The 23893-nt window shown below is 46.6% G+C and carries 29 protein-coding genes; 3 read left to right on the forward strand and 26 right to left on the reverse strand.

Features of this window, described 5'->3' with window-relative positions:
* The 25 genes from SK066_RS17795 to SK066_RS17915 form a co-directional block, all read right to left on the reverse strand.
* A complete protein-coding gene (locus SK066_RS17795; protein ID WP_320542458.1) occupies nucleotides 1–1845 on the reverse strand; it encodes a hypothetical protein in 1845 nt (614 codons plus the stop codon).
* 46 nt (nucleotides 1846–1891) lie between these two features.
* Nucleotides 1892–2023: a hypothetical protein gene (locus SK066_RS17800; RefSeq protein WP_320542459.1), complete on the reverse strand. Its 132-nt coding sequence runs from the start codon at nucleotides 2021–2023 to the stop codon at nucleotides 1892–1894.
* A gap of 23 nt (nucleotides 2024–2046) precedes the next feature.
* On the reverse strand, nucleotides 2047–2481 hold the full coding sequence (locus SK066_RS17805; protein WP_320542460.1) for a phage tail assembly chaperone: 435 nt from the start codon (nucleotides 2479–2481) through the stop codon (nucleotides 2047–2049).
* Between the two features lie 217 nt (nucleotides 2482–2698).
* Nucleotides 2699–3106 carry a phage tail tube protein gene (locus tag SK066_RS17810; protein ID WP_188773551.1) on the reverse strand — a complete coding sequence of 136 codons (408 nt, stop codon included), beginning with the start codon at nucleotides 3104–3106 and terminating at the stop codon, nucleotides 2699–2701.
* An 82-nt stretch (nucleotides 3107–3188) separates the two neighbouring features.
* On the reverse strand, nucleotides 3189–4646 hold the full coding sequence (locus SK066_RS17815) for a phage tail sheath subtilisin-like domain-containing protein (RefSeq protein ID WP_320542461.1): 1458 nt from the start codon (nucleotides 4644–4646) through the stop codon (nucleotides 3189–3191).
* Between the two features lies 1 nt (nucleotide 4647).
* The gene (locus tag SK066_RS17820; protein WP_320542462.1) at nucleotides 4648–4971 is read right to left on the reverse strand and encodes a YqzN/YkzM domain-containing protein; all 324 of its coding nucleotides are present in this window, start codon (nucleotides 4969–4971) and stop codon (nucleotides 4648–4650) included.
* 7 nt (nucleotides 4972–4978) lie between these two features.
* Nucleotides 4979–5917, reverse strand: coding sequence for a hypothetical protein (locus tag SK066_RS17825; protein WP_320542463.1), 939 nt, complete (start codon nucleotides 5915–5917; stop codon nucleotides 4979–4981).
* A gap of 438 nt (nucleotides 5918–6355) precedes the next feature.
* The gene (locus SK066_RS17830) at nucleotides 6356–6520 is read right to left on the reverse strand and encodes a hypothetical protein (protein ID WP_320542464.1); all 165 of its coding nucleotides are present in this window, start codon (nucleotides 6518–6520) and stop codon (nucleotides 6356–6358) included.
* A gap of 1 nt (nucleotide 6521) precedes the next feature.
* Complete coding sequence (locus SK066_RS17835) at nucleotides 6522–6845, reverse strand: hypothetical protein (protein ID WP_320542465.1); 324 nt, start codon at nucleotides 6843–6845, stop codon at nucleotides 6522–6524.
* 13 nt (nucleotides 6846–6858) lie between these two features.
* Nucleotides 6859–9072, reverse strand: coding sequence for a hypothetical protein (locus tag SK066_RS17840; RefSeq protein WP_320542466.1), 2214 nt, complete (start codon nucleotides 9070–9072; stop codon nucleotides 6859–6861).
* A gap of 2 nt (nucleotides 9073–9074) precedes the next feature.
* Nucleotides 9075–9356 (reverse strand): ketopantoate hydroxymethyltransferase, encoded by a 282-nt coding sequence (locus SK066_RS17845; protein ID WP_320542467.1) that lies wholly within the window; start codon nucleotides 9354–9356, stop codon nucleotides 9075–9077.
* Nucleotides 9353–9940, reverse strand: coding sequence for a putative phage tail protein (locus SK066_RS17850; protein ID WP_320542468.1), 588 nt, complete (start codon nucleotides 9938–9940; stop codon nucleotides 9353–9355). The genes SK066_RS17845 and SK066_RS17850 overlap by 4 nt, the downstream gene beginning before the upstream one ends.
* The gene (locus tag SK066_RS17855) at nucleotides 9933–11012 is read right to left on the reverse strand and encodes a baseplate J/gp47 family protein (protein WP_320542469.1); all 1080 of its coding nucleotides are present in this window, start codon (nucleotides 11010–11012) and stop codon (nucleotides 9933–9935) included. The genes SK066_RS17850 and SK066_RS17855 overlap by 8 nt, the downstream gene beginning before the upstream one ends.
* Before the next feature lie 4 nt (nucleotides 11013–11016).
* Nucleotides 11017–11427: a DUF2634 domain-containing protein gene (locus SK066_RS17860; RefSeq protein WP_320542470.1), complete on the reverse strand. Its 411-nt coding sequence runs from the start codon at nucleotides 11425–11427 to the stop codon at nucleotides 11017–11019.
* Nucleotides 11424–11711, reverse strand: coding sequence for a DUF2577 domain-containing protein (locus SK066_RS17865; protein WP_320542471.1), 288 nt, complete (start codon nucleotides 11709–11711; stop codon nucleotides 11424–11426). The genes SK066_RS17860 and SK066_RS17865 overlap by 4 nt, the downstream gene beginning before the upstream one ends.
* Nucleotides 11712–11713: 2 nt before the next feature.
* Nucleotides 11714–12679: an XkdQ/YqbQ family protein gene (locus SK066_RS17870; RefSeq protein ID WP_320542472.1), complete on the reverse strand. Its 966-nt coding sequence runs from the start codon at nucleotides 12677–12679 to the stop codon at nucleotides 11714–11716.
* Complete coding sequence (locus SK066_RS17875; RefSeq protein ID WP_320542473.1) at nucleotides 12676–13428, reverse strand: LysM peptidoglycan-binding domain-containing protein; 753 nt, start codon at nucleotides 13426–13428, stop codon at nucleotides 12676–12678. Before SK066_RS17875 ends, SK066_RS17870 begins: the two co-directional genes overlap by 4 nt.
* 1 nt (nucleotide 13429) lies before the next feature.
* Nucleotides 13430–15640: a phage tail tape measure protein gene (locus SK066_RS17880; RefSeq protein WP_320542474.1), complete on the reverse strand. Its 2211-nt coding sequence runs from the start codon at nucleotides 15638–15640 to the stop codon at nucleotides 13430–13432.
* Between the two features lie 202 nt (nucleotides 15641–15842).
* A complete protein-coding gene (locus tag SK066_RS17885) occupies nucleotides 15843–16265 on the reverse strand; it encodes a phage tail assembly chaperone (RefSeq protein ID WP_320542475.1) in 423 nt (140 codons plus the stop codon).
* A 330-nt stretch (nucleotides 16266–16595) separates the two neighbouring features.
* On the reverse strand, nucleotides 16596–17057 hold the full coding sequence (locus tag SK066_RS17890; protein ID WP_320542476.1) for a phage tail tube protein: 462 nt from the start codon (nucleotides 17055–17057) through the stop codon (nucleotides 16596–16598).
* 1 nt (nucleotide 17058) lies between these two features.
* Nucleotides 17059–18375 carry a phage tail sheath family protein gene (locus SK066_RS17895; protein ID WP_320542477.1) on the reverse strand — a complete coding sequence of 439 codons (1317 nt, stop codon included), beginning with the start codon at nucleotides 18373–18375 and terminating at the stop codon, nucleotides 17059–17061.
* Nucleotides 18376–18552, reverse strand: coding sequence for a hypothetical protein (locus SK066_RS17900; protein ID WP_320542478.1), 177 nt, complete (start codon nucleotides 18550–18552; stop codon nucleotides 18376–18378). It abuts the gene before it with no gap.
* A 44-nt stretch (nucleotides 18553–18596) separates the two neighbouring features.
* Nucleotides 18597–19016, reverse strand: coding sequence for a phage tail terminator family protein (locus tag SK066_RS17905; RefSeq protein WP_320542479.1), 420 nt, complete (start codon nucleotides 19014–19016; stop codon nucleotides 18597–18599).
* Nucleotides 19017–19426: 410 nt separating this feature from the next.
* The gene (locus SK066_RS17910) at nucleotides 19427–19891 is read right to left on the reverse strand and encodes a hypothetical protein (protein ID WP_320542480.1); all 465 of its coding nucleotides are present in this window, start codon (nucleotides 19889–19891) and stop codon (nucleotides 19427–19429) included.
* A gap of 236 nt (nucleotides 19892–20127) precedes the next feature.
* Nucleotides 20128–20634, reverse strand: a complete 507-nt coding sequence (locus SK066_RS17915; protein ID WP_320542481.1) for an ArpU family phage packaging/lysis transcriptional regulator — start codon at nucleotides 20632–20634, stop codon at nucleotides 20128–20130.
* 456 nt (nucleotides 20635–21090) lie between these two features.
* On the opposite strand from SK066_RS17915, the gene SK066_RS17920 reads away from it, so the two are divergent.
* Nucleotides 21091–21534 (forward strand): helix-turn-helix domain-containing protein, encoded by a 444-nt coding sequence (locus SK066_RS17920; protein WP_188774013.1) that lies wholly within the window; start codon nucleotides 21091–21093, stop codon nucleotides 21532–21534.
* Between the two features lie 93 nt (nucleotides 21535–21627).
* Nucleotides 21628–22041 carry an ImmA/IrrE family metallo-endopeptidase gene (locus SK066_RS17925; protein WP_188773546.1) on the forward strand — a complete coding sequence of 138 codons (414 nt, stop codon included), beginning with the start codon at nucleotides 21628–21630 and terminating at the stop codon, nucleotides 22039–22041.
* Nucleotides 22042–22301: 260 nt separating this feature from the next.
* Here the strand turns inward: SK066_RS17925 and SK066_RS17930 are convergent, their stop codons facing one another.
* On the reverse strand, nucleotides 22302–23018 hold the full coding sequence (locus tag SK066_RS17930; protein ID WP_188773545.1) for a metal-dependent hydrolase: 717 nt from the start codon (nucleotides 23016–23018) through the stop codon (nucleotides 22302–22304).
* A gap of 196 nt (nucleotides 23019–23214) precedes the next feature.
* Between SK066_RS17930 and SK066_RS17935 the strand changes: the two genes are divergently transcribed.
* Nucleotides 23215–23733, forward strand: a complete 519-nt coding sequence (locus SK066_RS17935; protein ID WP_320542482.1) for a hypothetical protein — start codon at nucleotides 23215–23217, stop codon at nucleotides 23731–23733.
* The last annotated feature ends 160 nt before the right edge of the window (nucleotides 23734–23893 follow it).

Genomic DNA, 23893 nt, shown 5'->3' on the forward strand with positions numbered 1-23893 from the left:
TTACGCCATGATTGGCTTCGCGGTTGTTCCACCTGAAGAATCTGGCTTGCGATTCTGAAGCGATTTTCTTAGCTCGCTTGCTACTCTTTGACCTACTTGCATAGCCAAAGCATCATAATCAAGCTCATTTTCTTTGACTGTAAGCTGTACAGCACCTGGTGGAATGGTAATCGAGACTGCATTCGTCACTTCTGCTTTAAAATCTTTTAACGAGCTTGAGATCGCACTCATCTGATTGGCATCAATTTGGATCGGCTGTGTCTTTCCTGTGGCATTTTGTACGGTAGCACTATTTACTGGTACTGCTGGCGCAGTTGCAGCTGTCATTGCTGTACTCGTTGCCGCAATTGCTGATGCTGCTACAGGAGCTTTAGGTACCACTGGAGCTGCTGCGGAAGCTTTTTTGTTATCAAACCAGCCACCAATTTTGCCTCCTAGCCATTCTCCTGCCGAACTAAGCAACATTCCACCAGCGATACTGCCTGCTGCGGTTCCAGCGACAGGAACGACAGAACCAAGCAATCCGCCGCCTACACTACCAAGCGCACCAGCGATCATTGAGCCAATTGCTGCCCCTCTTTCTTTGCCATTACTTGCTGTAGCAATATCTGCAATATCCATAATGGCACCAAGTGGACGAAATATTTTGCCTGCACCCTTTGCCAGACCTTTGCCTGCTTTCTCGGTAAAGCCTTTCAGACCATCCCAAGCTTTATTCATCTTAGGATTCTGAACTAAGCCTTTTAATTTATCCAAACCACCTGCAAAAATCCCTTTTTTATCTGTGCCATTACCGCCAAGAAATTCTTTGGCTTTTTTCCAGCCCGCGGTAGCGCCACCAGCAATTTTACCACCGAGATTTTTCAAACCTCCAAGTCCTTTAGATAATAAACCCTCTCTGTTATTACCAGCAGCATCACGTCCTCTACCAAAAAAACCTCCAACTCGCTCTCCAATACGACCTAAAAACCCGCCTAATCTACCGCCTCTTCCACCACGGCCACCGCCGCGATTACCGCCTCTTCCATTACCATTGCCGCCATTATTGCGTCCATTTCGATTGTTTCCGTTATTACCATTGTTTCTGCCATTGCCACCGCGACCATTTCTGGAATTGCGTCTACCATCATTGCCGCCACGATTGGAACCGCCACCGTTCCCTCCGTTACAACAACAGCAGCATTTCTTATTGCCATTTGCGGCGCGACCTGCATTGGAATCACCTGAACCTGATTCTCCACCTGAATCCTTATTTCGGAACATATTGAATAACTCCGCAATATTTTTACCAGCATCTACTATTTTATTGAAGCTATCGATGTACTCGACAATTTTCTTAAAAATATCGTCAACCGTTCCCCAGAATCCTTTAGGTCCATCTTTTGTACCCGATCCTGATCCTCCTGTTGCTGTAGCAGAAGCAGAACTCGAACTGGAGACGGCTAACAGGCTAGGATTGATAGTAATTGTTGCTGGTGGACTTGGAGGGATTTTCAAGCCCTTGATAAAGACGTCTAGTTTCTGTCTGACTGTATAATGTCCCGAAGCATGAATCGCTTCGTCGCGTATACTGCGCAGCTTACGTAATAGTCGCTCTATCGCTGGAGTTGCTTTATCATTTAACGTAACCGTTGGCATAAGGCGCAATCGGCTTAATTTAAGCGCAATCCGATACACATTGTCAAAATATCTGATAGTAAATCGTAATTCATTATTGAGCTTCATGATATTTTGGTACTGTATTCGACCTAATCGTTCACTGGCACGCTGAATCTGATCAAAATAACGTACAGTGGCTCTTAGCTCGCGATTACTTTTACCAAGATCTGTGATATCTATTGCCATCGTCTCACCTCCTGTAATTCATCTTCAGATTTCACTAGATATCGAATTATTTATAGGACTGTGCAATTTCATACATTTCCTCTTGTGCAAAAGCTACCAATAGCAGTCGTTCCCCACGAGGTAGCTTCCAAAATTCACCCGGTCGAAGATGATGACGCACCCACATGTGATACATCATCGTGGTAACTCCACCGGTATGAATTAGTTTTTTAAGTCTTCCAGCTCCACACCAAAGCCAGACAGTTCCAGTACCTTATCACCAACCGCATCCAGCTCCCCAGCCAGTAGCATACGACGTACCGCTTGCTCACCACCGGATAGTTTCAAACGACTCGTAATTCGAGGATCGCCCCAGCCGCTAAGCTCCAATTCTTTCACTTTCAATTGAGCAGTCGCTTCAGAGATCAACAGCGCATTGAAGGTTTCCATATCCACCTTCTCCTCCGTACGCCCCTTCACCGTCTTCCGCACCGTACAACGCTCCCGAATGCTATCCACCTTACTCGAAGTCAATCCACGCAGCGTCATCAGCATATCCAAACGCTGAATACGTACTGTTTCCTCTGGCAGTTTATCTGCTGCTTCAAACAGACTGTCCAAAATTTGTTCCTCTGACATATTTTCATTCAAGCTCATAAGTAAATGCCTCCCGTAAAATAATAGATATTGTATTAGCACAGCAGCCTATCCACTGGCAAGATAAAGAAAAGGCACAGCGATACATGGCAAATCCGCTTAGCTTAGCCGATCTGCTCTATCGTGTGCCATACCTTTTTCTCTATACATTGCTGTCGCGATCATACGCTACTGCCTATTCGACCGCGACTTTTTTCCTGCCCACTACAAGCTCCAATCAGTTCGCTACGATCGGATCAAGCAGCTCGTAGCCTTCAAATGTAAACGTGGTTTCCTCCGGTACTTCCTCGCCAGCTGTCCAGTTGGCAAGCTGGATTTTATCCGCCATGCAGCGGATCAGGCGTACGCGCTCGTGACCGTAGGATTCGGGATCGTCCAGCTTGGAGATGATGTCGAACTTCTGGAAGCCACGTTGAATCATATCGGACGTTACTTTGTAACCAGTCATCGTGCCAGTGCCTTTTTTCACGCCATTTTTGTGTACTTTCCAATCATTACCGACCAGATTCAGCTCGCGCTTTTCAATCTCCACGCTTGCTTCCAGCTTGTTAATATGTGTTTGCCACACACCATCGATGTGCAGTTGTCCATGTGTACCGAGAATTACTCTTGAAGCGTCCAGCATAGTTTGTTCCTCCTCAGGAATCGTTAGTATGGTTGTTGGGTATTGCTTTTATTGCGTAGATTCAATCGCCAGCTGTCACTGATTACTGCACGTAAAATGTGCCAAACAGCTGCTCCATCACATCCGTCAGCTTCACATTCCATTGCAGGAATACTTGATCTGCCTCTGGCTTCTGGACTGGCGCATCGCCATAGTAAGCTGGGTCAAGAATCACATCAAAGCCAGACGCTTCGATCACACTGCTCTGCGCCAGCAGACCGAGATAGTCCTTCATCGCACCGATCAGCGCGAGGCGACCTTCTTCTGTATTGTTTACCTTACCGATATAGGAGTCTTCGGCTGCACGCTGCAAGTCGCTGTTAATCGCATCCATTACGCGAATAGAGCGAATTTTCTTCCAGGCATTGTTCTGACCTGCACCTGGAATGACGAGACTGTTCACACCGCGCAGTGCCTTCACCTGACGACCATCATGGAAGAAGATGAATACACCATTTTTCACAGCCTGCTCCTGCTCAGAGCGTGTCCAGCGGCGAGTCACATCGTCGAATGGAGCGACATGATAGGTCGTCGATTCGTTCAGACGTTGACCAGCGATCAGACCTGCCACATAGGCGCTCGTTTGGGCAGAGCTATAATCAGTTGTACCAATTCGTACACCTGTACCAACGTTGATCACACCTTCATGGTTCAGCGCGAGCGAGCGTGTTGCTGCGGTTGTCGCTGCTTTGGAGGATACATCGTCCGCTACACTACCGCCTACCACCATCGTGATGCCTTTGCCTTCGCTACGTACACGTTTTACCCATGCCGAGAAGCTTTGCAGCAGTGCAGAATCCGCCGCAAAATCCAGTGCGAGTACGTCAAAATTTTCTGCTTCCAATGCTTCTTGAGCTGCAATGTAGTCCGCATTGATCAGACCTGCGTTACCGCTCACGCCACCTGCAAATGCAGCTGTTGCTACATTCGACAGCACGCCACCCGCACCCAGCACAGATGCAATCACATAGGCGTTATCAGTGTCGCCATTGATCTGTGAAGCAAAATCTGCTGCTGTACCGGAAGCCGATACATACGAGCGAAGCAGACGTGTGCCTTCATACAGGCGCAGCTCCTGCTTTGTGCTGTCCGCAATGCTTGGCTGTACAGTGATGCTAAAGCCATTACCGCGTGTACCGGTATATTTGGCCTCCAGCTTCAATACAGCTGTCGTATCTGCATTCAGACTGATGCTTGCAGCCTTTGCTGTATCGTCTGCCAGACGGTAAGCGAGCAGCTTTTTCGGGCCACCCAGCAGTGCCAGATAGAGCGAACCATATGCGGTTGCACCATTATCGCTGTCACCTGAGAATGTGGTCGTAATCGCTGTTTCACTACCAATTTCAACAAATTGCTTTTCCGGGCCCCAGTTGCCTTTGACCAGAACAACTACCGTACCACGGTCGCCGCCCTGAATAGCTGAAGCTGCTGCCGCCTGAAAATTCATATACAAACCCGGTAATACCGGTCGATTCGTGCTTTCCCAAGTTCCGCCTGCCATATTACTCCACCTTCGCTTTCATAAATTGTTGGATGTTTGTGTGTACTTCTTCAATCGTAAATGTGCGATCTGCTGCATCATGGAATACACCATGCATGACTTCCGGTTTGACGCCAAATGTCGTTTGCGCATACGGTAGCAGCTCCTGTAGCGAATAACGCGCCTGCTGCTTAGCCGATACCTCGGTCGTTACCGTCATGGAATCAACCTCATTTCTGTTCATAATCTCAAAAAGATGCTGCGGGTGCTGAGCAGGCACACGATCACGTTGTTTTGCGTCAATACGAATCCATCCGCGTGCACGCTGCCATAAACGATGGAGCATCGTATCCTTACTCATCCAGCACCGGATTCTGATGCACTTCGCGAATAAGCGGTGCATTTGGCAAATCACGAGATGTACGCCGGAAGAGGGTCAAACGAATTTGCCCATTCAAAAAAGCATCCGCCTGTAAATCCGCAGATGCCTCACCTACCGTCACATAACGGCGCTCTTCCTTATTTAGCGGCAGTTTTACCACTGCATTCAGCCGCTCTACCAGCTCGCCAGCGATACGCTTGTTCTGTTGCTCGCTGGTGCCATACACATGGCCAACCCACTGCTTACGCAGCTCAAAGGCAGATGTGCCTGCTGCTGTACTGCTCACCCCGGTCAACCGCCACAAAATCGATGGCGCTACATAACCGGATGGCCAGGCATCGTTATATAATGTCCAGCCTGTGCCCAGCTGCTCACTTGTCCAGCGATTAAGCGCCTCCAGCCAAGCATCGGTAGGTTCGTTCTGCTCGATTAACGATGTAGCTGTCGTTGTTTCTGTAACCGTAGTTGTATTTGACTCCGCTGCTGTCACCCTATCTTCTTCGCCTATTGGCTCTGGTACATACACACCAAAGCGGATCGGTCTTGTTAGCAGCGCGCCAGCCAGATCGAGATGATCGCTATCCGCTGCTCCTAGATATACACAGGTAAAGGCAGCTCCAGTATCGTCGACCAATCTTGTCTGATGTAGCTTACGAATCAATACATCACACCAGGCTTCCACCTGCTCCATCCCACCTGCTGTCGGTGCAGCGTATGGCCATATCTTCACAATCCGTCGGTAGCCTGCCCAGGATGACTTTTGCACTTCCTCAGCAAAGGTAATCACTGCACAGGGACCAGCGAGTACTGCCGTAACCGGTGGAATATCCAGTACCTTGCCCTGCCATGCTGGAATGAGCTCAGCCAGCTTCGCCTTCAGCGTTGCTCTGATCTTCGGAATCCTGCTCACCTCCTTTCTTGCAGATTCAAGCTTATACCACAAAACAGAAATGAAGCACAGTCGCAGCGTACCGCATTAAAAAGGACCAGCTCAATTGGCTGGCCCTGTACATTAGCGTATGTGCTTTCGGTGATGTGCTCCTTTGCTTCATTTCCGATAATATAATAATACACCGGTTCTCTCCTAATGGAGACGGTGTATAGGACGGAAAAAAGACGATTATCAGTGGAAGTATGCGAGATTATGGAGTGGGATTAGTGGGAAAAAGTAGCTGCTAGAACGACACGAAGTTACTGCTGATTTTGGGTACAAAAAAAGAGCTTCCAGCGCGTACGCCAGAAGCTCTTTCGGTGCATTTCAGTGTAATTAAGTCACATCCAATATCGAATATGCTAATAAGTATAACTATGGGGATAGATACATTCGGATCTGCTGATTATCCTTGAGTTAGATAGCCATCGTTTCATCTGATTGTGTAGCTAACGATGGAGCAGCAGCTTTAATCTGTTCATACGCCGCTCGCAGTTCTACTGGAACCGAATCCTCGGATCGGCGCCCTGCCTGCACAAGCGTCCAGTATACTTCGGCAAATTTCATTTTTGTACTATCCAAATCACTGACCTCCTTGAGCGATGAGCATCTCATATAATGATGCGATCAGCTCTTTATTATCCAGATCAGATTGCTCCAAGCGAGCGATTTTCTGCTCTGGTGTTTCGGATGCTACAGGCTGAAGGGCAGCGATATCTTCGGCAGACATACCTTCTGTCCAAGTAGCTTGGTCGAAGTCCCAGCGTGGTCGATATAGACCTGGTGGGACTGGTGTAGCAATAATGGCTCCTTTATTGTCTAATAAACAGACACCTGTAAAAGAATCTTCAACCAGTGTATCTTCGATGAAGTGACCTTGTTCGTCTACAAGCGGTGTAGCTTTCATAGTTGTAACCTCCTTAAGTTATACTAAAATTGATCCCAGCAAACGATACATATGATTTCGCGCCTTGACCCAATACGACATCTCCGTTAATGCGGGTTATAATCTCCACCAGTCCAAATGTTCCATCAGAAATTTTGTAAGTATAACTTGAAAAATGATTTTCTTGCTTCGGTCTATAACCATTGGGTAGTTTGAAAATAATAGTTCCAACCGACGTTACACCGTTCAAAGCCACACCCGTTAAACTAATCATATTATCTTTTTTTCGATATGCTATAGGATTCGTTGAATCTACACCCCACGAGTTTAATAGCGTAGGAGAAATCCAAGAAGGTAAAGAATCCTTTTCTACTTTTCTAGATTCAACAACAGAAATACGTCTTTTTGTACGTTGCATATCGCGAATAAGACCATCAATAATCGCACGTTCATTAATAGCCGTTGATCCGACAAAAGAAGTTGCAGCATAAGACTGGAGAGGTAAATAAGAAACCGAATACGTAGCATTGGAATCATACCGATCCATTGAGATTTGGGCCTGCTGCAATCCAAGTAAGTTAATAAAATTATTTGTAGGTAAATAGTTCCACGAATCGGGGCGTCCATCGCGATAGATTTGAAGGAAACTACGCACTCTATTTTTTAAAATGCTAGGTGTAATTGCGCCATTGATCCAAAAGGATGAACTACTTGGTTGAGGATTTGCAGTCTCTCGAATAACTAAGCCTGAACCAATCTCAATGATGTTAGTTCCCTGAATGAAGCTCATCGCGCCCTCTGATGCCAAAGGCTCGCTGATTACTGATGAGCGTTTGTAGATTAATTCATAAGGAGTTGTAATTTTAGAGACTCGATATCCATTTGGTATCACGACACTAGGAATATCCCCAGGTAAAACTGATACATTACCAGAGTAAGTTGACCCATCAAAACTCGCCAGCGGTGTCCATCTTTTGTTAGCTGCATTCGATCCGTTATAAACACCTAATCCATCGCTAGAGTTAGTAGAGGCATCATACATTTTCCAGCCGAAAAAATAGGCTTTAATTTCCGCAACACTTGGTGAATAATTATCTCCCCAACCGCTATCTGTATTGGAAATGGTTACAATAAAACTATTAGGGGTACTATCGTTGGCATCTAAAACGACTTGCTGATCCATCTTACTTGGAGATAGACCTTGATTTACACGCGCCAAAATAGAACCATCATATTTAAGCATATAACCTGTATCTTTTACAGGAGCTACTGGTAATCGTAGTCGAATCCATTTATAACCAGTGAAATCCGCACTCGTTATAATATTAATTTCTTCTCCTAAAAGAGGATAACGATAATAGAGAGAGTTTTTTACATACTGCCCATCCACACCTTGTTCCAACCGATCGCGTTCCACATCATTAGCTGGTACAGGCGACGCAAGTAGCTCTGTATCAAACGCTAGCATCGCAGCTACATCCGTTTTACTAGAAGATGTCCACCGAATCGTATACGGATTCTTTACGCCAGCTAACCCTTCAGTATATGGATACTGGGCTGCAACTTCATCTGCGGACAATGAAGACAAGCGCATATACTCTTCATTCGAGATTTCATAGACAGCCACTTCGTCAAAGTAAGCATATTGTCCACTTTGACCTTTTACTGCCATATAAGCCGAGATCGTATTATGTTTGGACTTCGTTCCATCATAAAGAGCAAAACAATTCACAAACCGATCTGTACTTTTAATTAAAGGACTGTTTTCTGCATAAGCTACAGTATCAGTAATCTGAAGATAAGCACCATCGCCAGATAAATTACCATTTTTAATCGCACCTCTAATTAAATATTTAGCTCCGTTCACACCTAGTTTAGGATTATAAATAGGAAGTCCTGCATAGCCTATTTCATTATTATTAATTGTTAGTTTTAATCCGTTAGTTCCAGAAACCTTATTTGTAGTATCCAGCGATCCTGTTGTACTGAAAAAAAACTTGGGTAATTGCTCAAAACCACCTTCTCGTCCAAGTAAATTCAATAGCATCCGCCCGGAAATCCCTGATAAATGAAACGGCGTATCTCGTTCCACCTGAATCGTCTGCGTACCTGGCTGCAATACCAGTTTACTCGTGGCTGGCGTGTCCAGACGTTGATGCAGATCGCCGAGCCCTGCTTCGATACGGTTCATATCCTGCTCGGTGACTGTATCATTATAGGTCCAATTGGTTTTTGCCTGATAATCCATGTTTAGGCTCCTTTCACTTCTACATATTGTTTGATAACCGTATCCGCTGCTAGGGGGATGAACACCTCGCTGCTGCCCAGCACTTCATTCGTCGCTGAACGCAGCTCTAGCAGGGTGACAGAGGTAATGTCTGCCGCTGGGATCAGATACTCCAGCTCGACGCGTTGATCTGTGACCCGTTTCACGGTAAAGGTGGTAATATCGTATTGCCCGTTCAGCGTTACTTTCGCAATTCGCTTATTCGTATAGCCCGCAATTTCTTGCAAATATCCAGTCTGTATCATATAATCTGCTGCTCCTCTCCCAGCCTGATAAATGGCGTACTGCCCAGCTTCCAGCTTGTGGATAGACGCGTCACACGTTCACTGGCGTATCGGTATGCCGTTTCCTGCAATGTGATGCGATCCTGCAGTGAGGTCTGCTGCACATATTTCAGATTCGCTGGCTTGATCGTTTGAACGGTATAATTGACCTCTTTGAAAATGGCTGCGTCGGTCAGGCTTGCCGTAATCGTCAATAGAAATTGCTGGATATCGACATGAGCGACTGCTTTTCCCTCACCAAGCAACTGATCCAGCTTTTGCTGTAGATAGCGAATCGTGAAGGGCGGCTTAGTCGTGTAGCGATTTACGATTCGGCGACGACGGAACTCCAGCGTTTCCAGTTGAGGATCCGCCTGAATCTGGAGTTGCTGCTCACGACGACGGAGTGCCTGCTCACTGGACGTCATGACGAACTGATCGGCGAGCAGCTTCAAGCGACTGGCCTCCAGTTCATCCAGCTCAAGCTCTTCTGTATCCAGCAAAGCGATAAACTCACGCACCGTATGGTAATAGTCTGGTTCATATTGCATTAGCCGATTACTCAAGGCTACCCACTCCTCCCCAGACAGCGATCTGCTCTGCTCCAAGTGTGATATTGCCTGCTTTTCCGTTGATTGTCGTATTGCTCACATCTGCAATTCCTTTGACACCTAGAATACGGGCATCCAGCTGACTTACACGAATGATGATCTGCTCCTGATTACGCCAATCTGCTGTGAGCGACTTGATGTAGCTGGACAACACCTCGTTCACATCCGCCTGAACCTGTCCGATCGTCGTGCCAGATACCAGCGTAAGCTTCGCACTAACCGAAATAACCACCTCTTCGACACCAGCGATCGTTACGCGATGGCCGATCGGTGCTAATCCCAGTCCCTGACCCTTATTCACCTCTGGATCTATCGCTGTCTGGATACGAGTGATCAATTCATTGGATGGCTTGCGACCATCGCTGGAAATAATCGTACATTTGACCGTTCCACCACCCTGCCACGCTGGAAATACCTTTACCCCACCAACGCCCTCCATGGCGTTAATCGTCTGCTTATAATCTGCAATATTCCCACCAAAAGGCTGTTCATTAATCGCCTGCAAATAGCGGCTACGCAGCGCTTCGTCATTTTCAGCATCTTCACCCGGTACCAGCACAGCATCCAGTGTAGCCACCGCTAAGCCAGCAATATAATCGAGCGGTAGCAGTGTGCCTACTGCGGTATTGCCAACCTCGCCCTTTGTTTCGCATTCCAGTGCATATTCACCTGCAGCCAGCCGTCCGGTCACTTTATAGATCAGCTCACCATTGGCAAGTCGACTTCCTACTGGAACCTCTGCTTTGGAGCCATCTGCTGTATAAAAGAGCCCCTTGCGCACTGCCACAGATGCTGCCTGCCGCTGTACCCCATACTCTGCTGTCCGACGTTCCAAATATTCGCCTGTCGCTGTATCCGCAAACGACAGGTTCGTCTGCACATCCAGCTCCGCATACATCTGAGCCAGCTCAATCGCCGCTGGCGCCAGTGCATCGTAAATGATGCTGCCTTCGCGCTTATCCATCTGATCGGATACACGAGCCAGCATTCGTTCCAATAATGCTTCATAGGTTTGAGTCTCATACATATGCTTAGCTCACCTCCTTCTCGATCTGAAATGATCCATACAGCGTCTGCACGGTAAAGCTAACCCGGATCTCATCTAATGATGCCCAGCTCGTACGAAAATCCAGAATTGCTTCAATGCGATCGTCCTGTAGCAGTGCCTCCGTAATGAGTCTACGAATCTCCGCACGCACGTACAGATGATCCTTACCTAAAATCGACTTCCATTCGATACCGTAGTCATTGCTATAAATGAGATGCTGATAGCGCTCTGTGCTGAGAATTTTGAGCACGGCCTGCTTAACTGCTTCCAGACCATCCACTTTGCCAGCGATGATGCCCCCATCCCAATCCAGACTATACGTGAGCCCAGGCATAACCGAAGTGGTGGTATCGATATCCTGATCGGGCAGCAATTGCATTCCTGTTGGAATCATGAGCCATTCACCAGCCGATCCAGTACTACATAGCTTTGTCCACCCTGCACGCGCAGCATCAATACACGATCATTGAGCTGCAAGCCCGTTTGGGTACCATTTTCCGTTTCTGTGCTTAACTTACTGATTGTCTCGGGAATGACGAGCACCGATGCAGGCAAAGTAAATCGCTGATCGATGTTCACTTCAAGCGGCTCTATACTGAGCACCGTGCCGTATACCACAGCCATCGGATTTGTATTGGATACTGCACCAAGACTCGCTTTGCGAATAATATCTAGCATCGTTACACCACCTTCACATCCAAGGACATCGTATGCTCTGCCCCTGAAAATTTATGAGTACATTCTTCAATCAGGTACACCTGCGTATCGAACTCCTCCAGCAAAATATAAGCAAATCGTCCCGCTCGCACCTTTACATCACCGATTGCATCGACGGATAAGGTTACTTGCTCACGGTTATACAGAGCCAATCTGCGATCAATTGCTTCTTTAAGCTGCGCTTCATTCCAATCATCTTCGGCTTTTTCGTACTTTTGCAGCAATCCCCATGCGCCGATATTGTTGCTATCTTTGCGGATAAACACATCCCGGTGTCCAGTTTCTTTATTATCCCGGTAAAACTTGATCTGGTTATATGTCTCAGAATCAATACTTTTCTTAATCGAATAATCGTATAGAAAGTGTCCCTTGCCCAGAATAACGGCTGGTTCGGTCTTCAAAATATCCTGTAATCGTAATTGCCCAAAATCATCGTAAAAGATGAGCAGTTGTGATTTGTAGGCGAGTGTTCGATCCAGCGCACCCATAATGATATCGAGCAGCTTTTTGTTGTCCTCCAGCATCGAAGGAATCGTATATGCTCCCTGATCTAGCTTGCCCACCTTGAGGTTATTTTTCACAGCAATCTGGCGGACGACTTCATCTGCCGTCACCTTGGTGAACACCAACGTATCGTTACCAAGCAGATAGCGTACCTGATCATATGCGGTAATTTTCAGTTGCTTATCTGTACCTGTGCTGATCGTGAAAATGTAACCATAAAAAAGGTTCGCTCCCTTATACGTGAAGCGAACCACATAGCCATTTTGCACCTCAAAATCCTTCCATTGATACAGCCCATCGCCAACGAGTGTAAATTCAAGCGAAGCGGGCTTGCCGATCCGACTCGTTTTCCATGTAATATCGGTGACGATCCCAGACAGATCCCACAGCTTGCCCTGCTTGTTATCGATATGCAGCCCGATCATGACGCCGCCTCTTTCTGCGGTAGCTTGATGACCAGACCGATCGGTAGCTTGCGTAGCTCGCTATCCTTGATGCCATTCAGCTTCTGAATCTCCTTGTATCGGCTACCATCGCCTAGATGCTTCTTAGCAATTTTCCAGAGCGAATCACCTGCGACGAGCTTGTAGGTTTTGGGCGTTTCCTTCGTATCCGTTCTCTTTTTGGTGACCGTGGTTGTCTTGCTATCCGTCTTCACCTTGACCTTGAGCGCACGGTAAAATACGTACTCCTTCAGCGATAGCTTGAATTGAATATCACCGGAGTCACCTGCCGCTATACTCCAGTCGAATTTCTCAATACTAACCGCCATATTGATCGCCATGAACGTTTCCTCCGAGTTGAAGCGCTCTAGCTCAAGCTTCGAGTTAGGTGCTAGCATGCTGGACAATGCCCGTTCTGGCAATTGTAACGCAGAAAAAACAAAACGGATGGGACGCTTCGTCTCCATCCATTTACGGATCATCTCGATATAGTAATAAGGCGTATGCAGCGTCTCTCCAACGACAAACGGATAGCGCTGTCCTGGGAAAAAGCTTTCCAGCGTGATCTCGCGTAGCTTATTCGGCTGAATCGAGTTGATCTCACCGAGATCGATAATCGTATAGCTTTTCCCATCTCCGCTGCTGTTGATTTCCAGCTTTTCCGGATTCACGGGCAAGCGCAGCACGTCCGCCTGGTTGTTATACGCCAGAAAAAAACCATATTCCTCCATCTTACGTGTACACCCCCTGTGCCGTCGAAACGAATTCCTCTTCCAGCTTACGCCCAATATGCCCAACGATCGTATCTAGATCGGCGCCGCTGTTAATATCACCCGTCGTCATCTGCACCGTTGGAGTGAGCGTGACGAAATGCTGGATCGCCTGCATTTCAGCGAGGTCGCGCATCATTTTAAGGTCTTCGCTGGAGATGTCGACCGTATCGTCAACGGAACCAAGACTGTTCACGTGATTAACGGTATCAACATTACCATTGTTAGTATTTACGTTATTGGATGGAGCATAAGCACTTCCACCAGTCATTGCACCCACATTCGCTGTTGGTGACTTGATCTTATCTCCATTCGTGACAGCTGAGCCTGTATAATTACTCAGCTTATCCTTCATTCCGTTCGTACCCTGAGTGAACTTGTTCGCAAAGCCACTACCTGCATTATATCCCGCTTTTCCTGCACCGGCTAAGTCAGGGTTGATATCTGGTACTTCCATCTGGAAACGTTGCTTCATTTCTTTGGGAGCTTGCTTTTCCAGCTCACCCATCATTTTGGCTATACCATCACTTGTACTATGGAAGTCTGTTCCTTCTAGCAGATTGATCGAGCCCCAATTTGTACCGAAAAGTTTATTAAAGTACGGCAGCACCGAGTTAATCCCTTTAATGACGCTATTCATCGCATTTGCAACAAGTGAAGTAAAGCCATTCGCAAACGACTCTACACCTTTCACGAGCGAGAGCAGCATATTCAAAAAGCCCATTCTAAAATCGAATACTTTTTGCTGTACCAGGAAGAGCGCATCATACCATAGGTTCACAAAAAAGTTGACGACTGTAGCGACAGCGACCCAGATCGCCATAAAAGCTATTCGGAATGCTTCACCTACTACGTATACCGCGCCAACGAGTGCGCCCATCATTTCAGCACCTGTCACGCCCATTTGCTGCAAAATATAAATGACGATCGCGATAACAGCTACAACTAGCAAAATAGGCCATGTCATAATTAACCACTCTGCTACGACAAGACCGAGCTGAATAATGATGGCTGCCAGCAGAACAAAAGCAATCGCACTAAGTATAGGCGCAATAATGTTCCAGTTTTGTTGAATGATCGTTGCCAGATAGAGTAAACCATCCACCAGCATGGCAATCACATTCGCGACGATAAAGAACCCATTCGCCATCGCTTGAATGATGACCTGAAATTGATCAGAGGCAAAGGCAGCATTTAAAGCATCCAGTGCGGGAGCCAGGGCAGCAAGTGCTTGTGTCCCCATTGTAGCCAACACATTATTATAATTATTCGTTAGCTGCGTCCACTTGGCGATTGGAGAATCCATCATCGTCTCGAACGCTTGCTGTGTATAGCCCTGCTTATCCATCAACATATCGAGCGATTGAATATAGCCGTCGATATCACCGGATTTACCTTTTTCAGCCAGTCCTGCCTGATCCATGCCTGTTCCAGATATGCCAAATGTGCTATTTAACGCCCCCGTATCTCCGCTCATGCCACTCATCAAAGCTTGGACAGAATCACCGTAACTTTTACCAGATATTTTTTGCAATCTTCCAGCCATTTCATTTAGCTTATCAATCTGACTTTCACCTGCGGATTGCTTTAGAAAAGATAAGGAGCCGTTTAATACTTCAGTCGGATCCATACCAGAAGCGAGCGCACCCTTTTTGTACTTTTCAAACAAGTCTGTGCCTGTCTTGCCGCTACCTGTAGTCACAACAAATTTGCGCCGCATATCATCATCCTCGGCTGCGCCAGCCAGAGAATCCTTCGCCAGACTAAAGCCTGACGACATCAACTGATTCGCCATATCAGCTGCCTGTTTAACATGCTTTTTGATTGTTTCCCATTTCTTAGCTTGTTCGCCGGCGACCTTTGTTGTATCTTCGGTTTCCGATTTTAACTTATCTTGCGCATTGGTCGTATCCTTCACTTCATCTGTAACTTTTTGCTGTGCAACCTGAGTCATGTGAAGCGTGGTATTGTAATTATTTTGCGTAACATTCAGTTGGTTCAGCGTATTGTTCACCGTTTGAACCGTATGATTCACCTGTGAAAAAGAGTTGCTAATATTATAAACAGGCATATTAATCGTAATATTGTTCAACGCCAGACTGATCTGCCTTGAAATACTTACTGATAAGCTATTGCTAAAATTCCCGAGAAACTGCGCCATTACATTCGCCATACGTTCACCTCCTCTTCCTCTTATCCTTTGCGTGATGATCGGGCCTTCCGCTCCGCCTTCTTCTCCGCCTCTACCCGAATTGAGATCATCGCGTAAATCGCTGCGCGTTCGCGAGTCGACATGTTCATCAGTTCGTGCGGAAGGATGTGTAATTCGTGGAGGGCGTAGTAAGCAAGGTTGGCCTCACTATCGCCCCCGTTGATTAGTTTTTTACTTCATTGACCAGTTCGTTCATATCACGGTTGAAGCCGTTCAGCTCCTGCACGCGCTCGCCGAGAGCGGCGAATTCGCCTGGCAGTAGCATTTTACGAAGCAGCGATTCAGCCCCCATTACACCATACGATTTTTGCAGCTCGGCATTTTTCAGATCTGGATAGACCACGCTGGCACTCATCAGCTTTGCCATGTATTCATTGGGCTCGATTTCTGGCGTGTACATCCCATTTTTGCCTTTAACTTTACGTGTTGCTGCTTTGCGGCATTCCTGGTTCTCATCCTCCGTCATGCTGCGTAGCTGCCATGCTACAGGTGCACCATCTGCATCTTTAAAACGTGCCGATACGATAAAATCCTCTGTTACATCTGAAGCTACATTTTGTGCAAAAAACAAACTCAATTCACTCATGGGTAATTGCCTCCTGATTTATGTTTTAGATAAAAGTAAATAACATAGCGGATATGCTGCTGATTCTCATGACATTGCACGGATCAGAGCATATTCGCTATATCTAACAATCTATATCTTTTAATGTTTTTATTATGTTGTTAAAAGAATTTAATTTCTGTTCATAACCCAAGCTTAGTGGTGACTTCATCTTATGTCACTGGGTTGTCTACAGCTTTCAATTGCCACAGGCTATTACCTCTGAACAAACTTCGCGAACATATACGTCCACTTCATCGAATCAAGCGGAATCTATCCCGTAGCATCAGAACACCGAGATTCAACCCACTCTTACTGCACCGGAGCATTAAACGCCTGGTTAATATCCACACCATCAAAGGTGAAGGCAACCTCTTCTTCCAGCGCGTCGGACTCTGTATCCAGTGAAGCCATGATCACGCTATCCAGATTGACATCGCGCAGGATGATCGTCTGGTAGCCAATGCTGGACGTTGGATCTTCGTTCGTTACCTCGATATCGAAGTACGTGTCGACACCTGTTTTCATATAATCGAGCATCATCTGACGGAAGCGAGACGTCATATAGAAAATGGTCATCGTACCGGAGCCAGACCAGCCCGTTGCTTTATGCTGTACACCGCGGCGACCGAGTGTTTTCACTTCTGCTTTTTGCTTTTCCACGGTAGCTTCCAGTGTTTTGATATAAAACATTTCCTCTACCTGATTGTTAATCGTTGCAAATGCGCGGCCTTCCTGACCGGAAATAGTGTCTTTTGCCTTCAAAAATGTCATCTTAAACCACCTTCACTTTCATGTATACTTTTTCCACGGAATCGACCGGCTGTACATTCAGCTCAACCACAATGCTGTCGCTCTCATTACCTGCGGTTACCGTAATATCCGATTGAGCATCAAAGTTTTGCACAGCACCGATATTTTGCAGATCATTCAGATACGCCACACATTGCGAACGGAACAGGCTACGTCCATCGGTATTATTGTTCACCTTGCCGATAAAGTATGATTCGAAAATACGCTTCATATCGTTAGCGATGCTATCCAGCACGCGAACGACACGGTTTTTGGCAAAATGACGTGCCTTTTCCGGTGTGTACGATACGAGTGTATTGATATCCTGCTCCACCACTGCACGGTCATTGCCAGCGGTAAATACGAACTCACCCTTTTGCAACGCTGCTTCAGTTTCGGAATGAGTCAGCTTGCCGTTCACATCGATTGCATCATCATATGCAGTATAGGTCAGTGATGCATTCACAGCTGCGCCAGCTGTAGCGCCGGTTACCCATGCTACCGTTTGCTTGGCATCCAGCACCGTACCATCGCTCAGTACAACACCATTTTTGACACTGATCACGCCTTCTTGATCCGCATTCGGATAGTTGGCGAGCACCGCCTGTACCTTTTTACCTTCCGTATTACGAAGACGTTTGATATACGCTGCATAGACCGATTTCAGCGAAGCATCATCGGAGATCAGGCCTACCGTCTGAAATTCGAGTGCTTCCAGCTGTGCGAGATAAGCAGTATGATCCGCATTCGTTGCTACCGTGCTGATACCGCCAGTGAGTGGTGCACCTGCTGTAGCGACCAGCTTGCCTTTACCAGAAAAATTCACATACGCATTGGCAGTAAGCTGCTCCACATCGCCAACAATTTGCGTATCCACCGCTGCACCATCCAGCAGAGTGATCACATCGAATAGATCCTCATCGTTGATGTTCTGCTGTACAACGATTGCCAGCTGATTACCACGTACACCACCATAACGAGCGGTCGCCGTAAGCGGCGCAACTGTAGCAGCTGCCGCTGTACCATCGTTCAGACGGTAGACGATCAGCTTGTTCGCACGCTTGAGTGCTTCACGGATCAGCAGCATTTGCGGTGCAGTGTAGTCATAACCGAGTGTTTGCAGCGTATTATCGCCAGCTACAATCGTAATCGGCTTTTTAGACACGCCCCAATCCAGATTCAGCGCCAGACTTGCTGTACCACGCTCACCAAGCGTACCTGGCAATTGTCCTTCTGATACAAAATTGATATAGACACCCGGTCGAATTTTGTTTTGTGTTGTATATGTTCCTCCAGCCATTTAGTTGGCCTCCTTATTCATAAATTGCTCCAGCAGATGCTGTGCTTGCTCCATCGTATACATCTCGTCTGTCTCCAGCAGTCCAGCCAGCACGTCCTTTTCCAGACGTGTGAATCGGTCTGCCGTCAGAAATTGCTCTTTGCGGTATGCTACCGCCTGTTCTTGTTCACTCATCATGCTCAAGCTCCTTTACTTACATTGTCGTGTAATAGCCCATTCGATTAACGTACAGACGAAGCATGCAGATGCTGATCCATTGTGCCCATCAGCACACCTGATGCAGCTGGCTGTACAGTTCGCACAGGATATGAAATGCGCATACGCGGCACACCATCATCGGTATCCCAGCGAAGCTCGCTTGCACGACATAATGTCTCGCCGCTCCCGATCGTTTCCAGCGCTTCAAATAAGCCCTCGATCTGTTCATCCGCATACCGATGATTCAGCGGCACATAACGAATCTCCAGCGTGTACACACGCACAAATCGATCGCTACGCTCTCTTGTAAAATCAACCGACACCAATCGATATTCCAATCGTGGCTGCTCCGATTCCTTTTGCTCCGCACGATTAAATGGAACATCCGGAAACCGTGTCGCTAGCGACGCTTGCACCAGCGTAATGAGTTGCTGTGCAGTCATAGCAGATTCCTCCTTTATGGGGAAGGATGGCACCTCACCTCCTTCAACCAAATTTGTCGAAAAGCGAGTGCTGATCGCCTGCGTTCCTTTACTCCACCCAGACACCAACCTCCATCCCTATGAATAAGATGATGTGTCTGTATCATGAGGAATACGGTGTTGCTCGTTTTCCGATACTACAATCTTATCCTGTTTTTCCCCTAACGGAGACGGTGTACCGGACGGAAAAAGGACGATTATCGGCGAATATACGCGAGATAAAAGAGATCATAGGTTGCCAAAAAGCAGGTGCTACCATGCTCTGCCTGCTTTTTTGTAGAAAAGAAAAAAGAGCCTTCGGTAAAGGCACCGAAAGCTCTTTTAATATAAAGCTGTTGTAATATATGGCTAGCTACACTTCATTCTTCCAGCTACACCGCCGCTGGCGCCTGACTCAAAAACAAGCTCGAATACAAATAAGAGATCATCCCAAAAATCGGAATACACCATAGCACCATCGGCGACTCAAACGCATCGGGTAATGGCAGTGCGCTCATAACAATTCGTGTTAGCAGCAATGCCGCTATATTAAATAGAAGAAACTGAAGCAATACACGCCGAATATTGGAACGAATCCAGCTGTTCAGCGGTGCAAGCACGATCAGACCGTAGCTTACAATCGGAATAAAGAAAAGCAAAAACAGCATCAGCTGCTCTCGCAAACTAACCGTCTCCAGCACCATCGTCTGCTGCAAGGCAAAATTCAAATAGATCGCTCCAAACAATCCGACCAGTAGCGACACAATCGTACTATCAAACAGCCAGGCACGACGGACATATGTGGACCAGGTGCGTTCTGATCCAGATGGGGTAGTGGCAGGCAATTCACTTCTCACAGAACAATAACTCCTATCTATACATAATTATGTAGATTGTACAATGTATTTTTACCATAAAATAACATAAATTAACGAAATATGCTATCCATTCTCCGATTATGGTGACTTTTTACCCGTACAGTATCTTTCTCTCTATGTGTACATAACCGGAGCATACATGCTTCGAATCAGATAAATAAAAAGACTGCCCGGCTTCTGGGCAGTCTTTCCACTTCTGCAAACAGAGTATTCTATTATAACGAGCTGCAACTCATATCCGTACGGCGCGCACGCTTCTTCGCTGGTGCCAGTTCATCCAGACGAATCATACTGCTATCGGCAAAAGCAAGTGCCAGCTTATAAAAGGCTTTGCTACGAATTTTTACGTAGGTGTCCTTGCTGATCGGTGGATCAAACAGATGACTGTACACTTTGTAATCAAATACATCATCCTGCTTCAAATACCGTTCACGAATGAGTAGCTGCTCCCGCTCACTCAGGCGAGCCACAATCGCCTCCACACGTTCGCAATAGGCACGTCGTGCCGCAGGTGTATCTACATTATAAATGGCTGCGCCAGCGGTCGGATCACTGGTGACATTGGTTGGGCCATGCATTCTCGCTTCGTAAGAAGCAGTAAGGGATGTTTCACGAATTTCAAATGTGATTGTTTTATAAATACGATATTTTTCAAATACAGCCTCCACAGCAGTACGGGTCTGACGGCGGTCTAGCTCGGGTAGGGAAATCATCGGGTTCATTGTACAACACTCCTTTGGTGTGATAAGTGGGGCTAGCATAAAGGAACGGTCAGAGATAATGGATACTAACGATATCTAACTTTGCCTTTTGGCAACAAAAACACAATAGCTTGGTGGACGATAGACGTTTTAAAGCTTAGTTTCCATCATCTCAATTCCATTTTTTTGGTAGTGTTCGTATTTTGTTCGCATTTCGTATATTTAAGATATCATGTCTATTCATTTTCGTAAACCGCCAAATTCAGCAGTTTTTCCCATTCAATCCTTCATTTACTCTCTTTTCCTCACTCGATTATGCCTTTTGGCAAAGAGTACATTTCCAATGTTTACCTAATGGCAATAATGGGGTATAGTTAAAGAAGGAAGATATACGGAGCTGGAACGGATCATTTGTCATATACAGCTTCGATATTGCAGTCTACGGTGCAAGAGGCCGGGAGAAAGGATGTTTTGTCAGTGGAGCAATCTTCATTTGGACTATATTTGAAGCATATGCGTGAACAGAAAAAATGGAGCATTAACCAGCTGGCAGATGCAGCCGGTATTAGCACCTCCCAAATCTCGCGCATCGAAAATGGAAAGCGCGGTGTTCCTAAGCCACAAACGATTGAAAAGATCGCTGGTGCGCTGGGCATCTCGTATGCCGAAATGATGGATCATGCCGGATATTTGCGTCCCGAAGAGCATACACAGATTCCGGAGTGGGCAAGCTCTCGCGATAAGCGTGATTTTAAAAAGATGCTGGAAGAAGACGGAGAATTAATGTTCGATGGCGTTCCACTGGATGAAGAAGACAGACAGCGGATCAAGGATGTGCTGACCGGACTATTCTGGGAAGCCAAGCATATGAACAAGCGTAAGCCGGTAACCCCTGCTCCCAAGGAAAGGCGTGGCTCCTGATCAGGCAAGTGATGTGCTTCTGTCATCATCCTGTCCACACTACTCCCTACCGGATGCTTTAATCCTAATGCTTAATCGAGGTGAATGATACCGATGGATGATATCGCAGCCAGGCTCGTACATCAATACAAGACCAATTGCCCTTTCGAGATTGCTACCGCGCTCGGCATACATATTCGCTACATGGACCTCGGCAAATCCACCAAAGGGCTGTACTACGCCAAGCTGAGACGACGCTTTATCGTCATTAATCAGGGACTGTCCGAGCAATGGCAGCGCTTCGTATGTGCTCACGAATTAGGACATGACCGTCTGCACAAGGGACTTAGCCGCTTCTTTTTAGAAGAGCACTCTTATTTCTGGCCGGGCAAGCTGGAGCGGCAGGCGAACTCATTTGCGATTACGCTTCTAACGACAGGTCGCGAGCAGCGTGATGATGAGACGCTGGAGGCATTTGCTATGCGTACTGGCATTCCACAGGAAATGCTATATTTTTTTGATGTTTGATCGAACATATGTTCTTTTATTAAGGAATAACCCTGCTTTTCTACTCGTAGTCTGCTGTGCAGATGCGTTGTAGAAGGGCAGGGTTTGCTCGTTTGGTTACGCCTGTTATGCTGCTGTCTTGAGGTTTGTAGCGGTTAATCGAATTACATGTATAGTGCTTTTATAATGTCATATGCTATGAACAGCAACCATTTTTAGAAGAAATAAAAGACCTTCTCCTTGTTAAAAACCTTGTTAAAAAGGTATAATCCCTTCCCTCTTCAGCCACCTGTTAACTTCGGTAGAAACACCAATCCCGTAATAATAATCGTCAGCAGGATGCAGACATTTTCTACGGCAGAGCCTTTACGGGTGCCGGTGCTCATCAGGTTGAAGCGTAGTCGCCATTTGAGCGGTGGCAGCAGTCGCACGCCGCGGTTGGTGAGTGAGTCGGCTAGCAGGTGAAGCAGATACGATACGCCGCCAGCAAACCAGATGCTATTGCCAGTATGGGCGGTGGTGCCATATAGTAGGGCAGTCCAGGCTGCGGTTCCGTAAACTGTGTGGGTTAAGCCGCGATGTGGTAAAAAGGTACAAATGATCAGCAGGCTTCCACCCATGTAATTCCATGGTGAAATCTCTCGTCCATATATCATAATGCCAACTCCGATCAGGCACATGACAACCTTGCGTAGAGATCGAAGCGGCAAAAAGGCGACAAATACTACAGCAACCGCGATGCCAAGATCCCATGGCATACCGAACAGACCTTTCCACAAAATCCAGACCACTGCTCCCAGCATAATCGTCTGAAGGATGCGCAAAATCGGCTCAGACAATGTTTTGGAAACGAGAATTGAATTAGGCTCGTCGATATCGGGTAATAATGAACTGACGGCAGCGGCAACAACGGCAGCGGATGTAACGGGAACGCCTGCCATTGTCATAATCGAGACAGTTAAGCCTGTACTAATGATGAAGTGGGATTTACCCATCATGATGCGATATTCTTCCCTTCTGTACTTTTGTAAATCCGCTGTTTTCATTCCATTAACGTTGTGTTAAATTTTGGAAAATGGTATAGCTAACGCTTTGCTTTGTAGTATCGTTAATCTATACCCGGATGATTCCCAACATTGATCCGGATTCACTACATGACCGGGCACACAGTCCGGCACATAAGGAGAGCTTTTTATGAATCCATTACAGCATTGGCGACGCATCATACCGGTTATGATCGTATCTTCACTATTACTCAGCGGCTGTAGCCTTTTAGGCACGCATTCGGTAGCTGAACAGAATCCACTGACACGCAAAGGCGGAGATCATCTGTCGATGATCAAGCTATCGCAGCCGAATATAACTCATGCCAGAGCTGCACAGGAATATCCACTTCCGCCTGAACAGCTGATTAACAATATCAAAGATGGTAACTACGAGCTGATCTACTCTCAAACTTCCGATCAATTTAAGCGCGAAGTAAGCTGGGATGCTTTTTTAGATACATTACAAGCGTTTACCGGAGATGGATCTATGTATACATTGTCTTACAGTAAGCAAGAACAAAGCAAACTTCGCCAGCTCTGGACGAATACACAGCATCAAAAGGGAATTGTTGTCGTATTCGCTGAGCATCATCCGAAGTATCCGAATCATACAATACTAAACATGCGTGTAGGGAAACTGACGCCAGCAGGCGATAATATTCAATAGTTCATCCTATTCCATCTGGATCTGTATGATCTTCATAGCGTATCATATCAAACGATTCCTACTCTTACTCGTTCATCTGGCAGGCAGGGACATACCTGATCGATTGAACCTCCGCAGCGCGCGACGACTGCGAAACACATAGATGGATCATGATATGTAG

This window comes from Paenibacillus hunanensis, assembly GCF_034055775.1.
In the GTDB taxonomy this organism is placed as follows: Bacteria; Bacillota; Bacilli; order Paenibacillales; family Paenibacillaceae; genus Saccharibacillus; species Saccharibacillus hunanensis.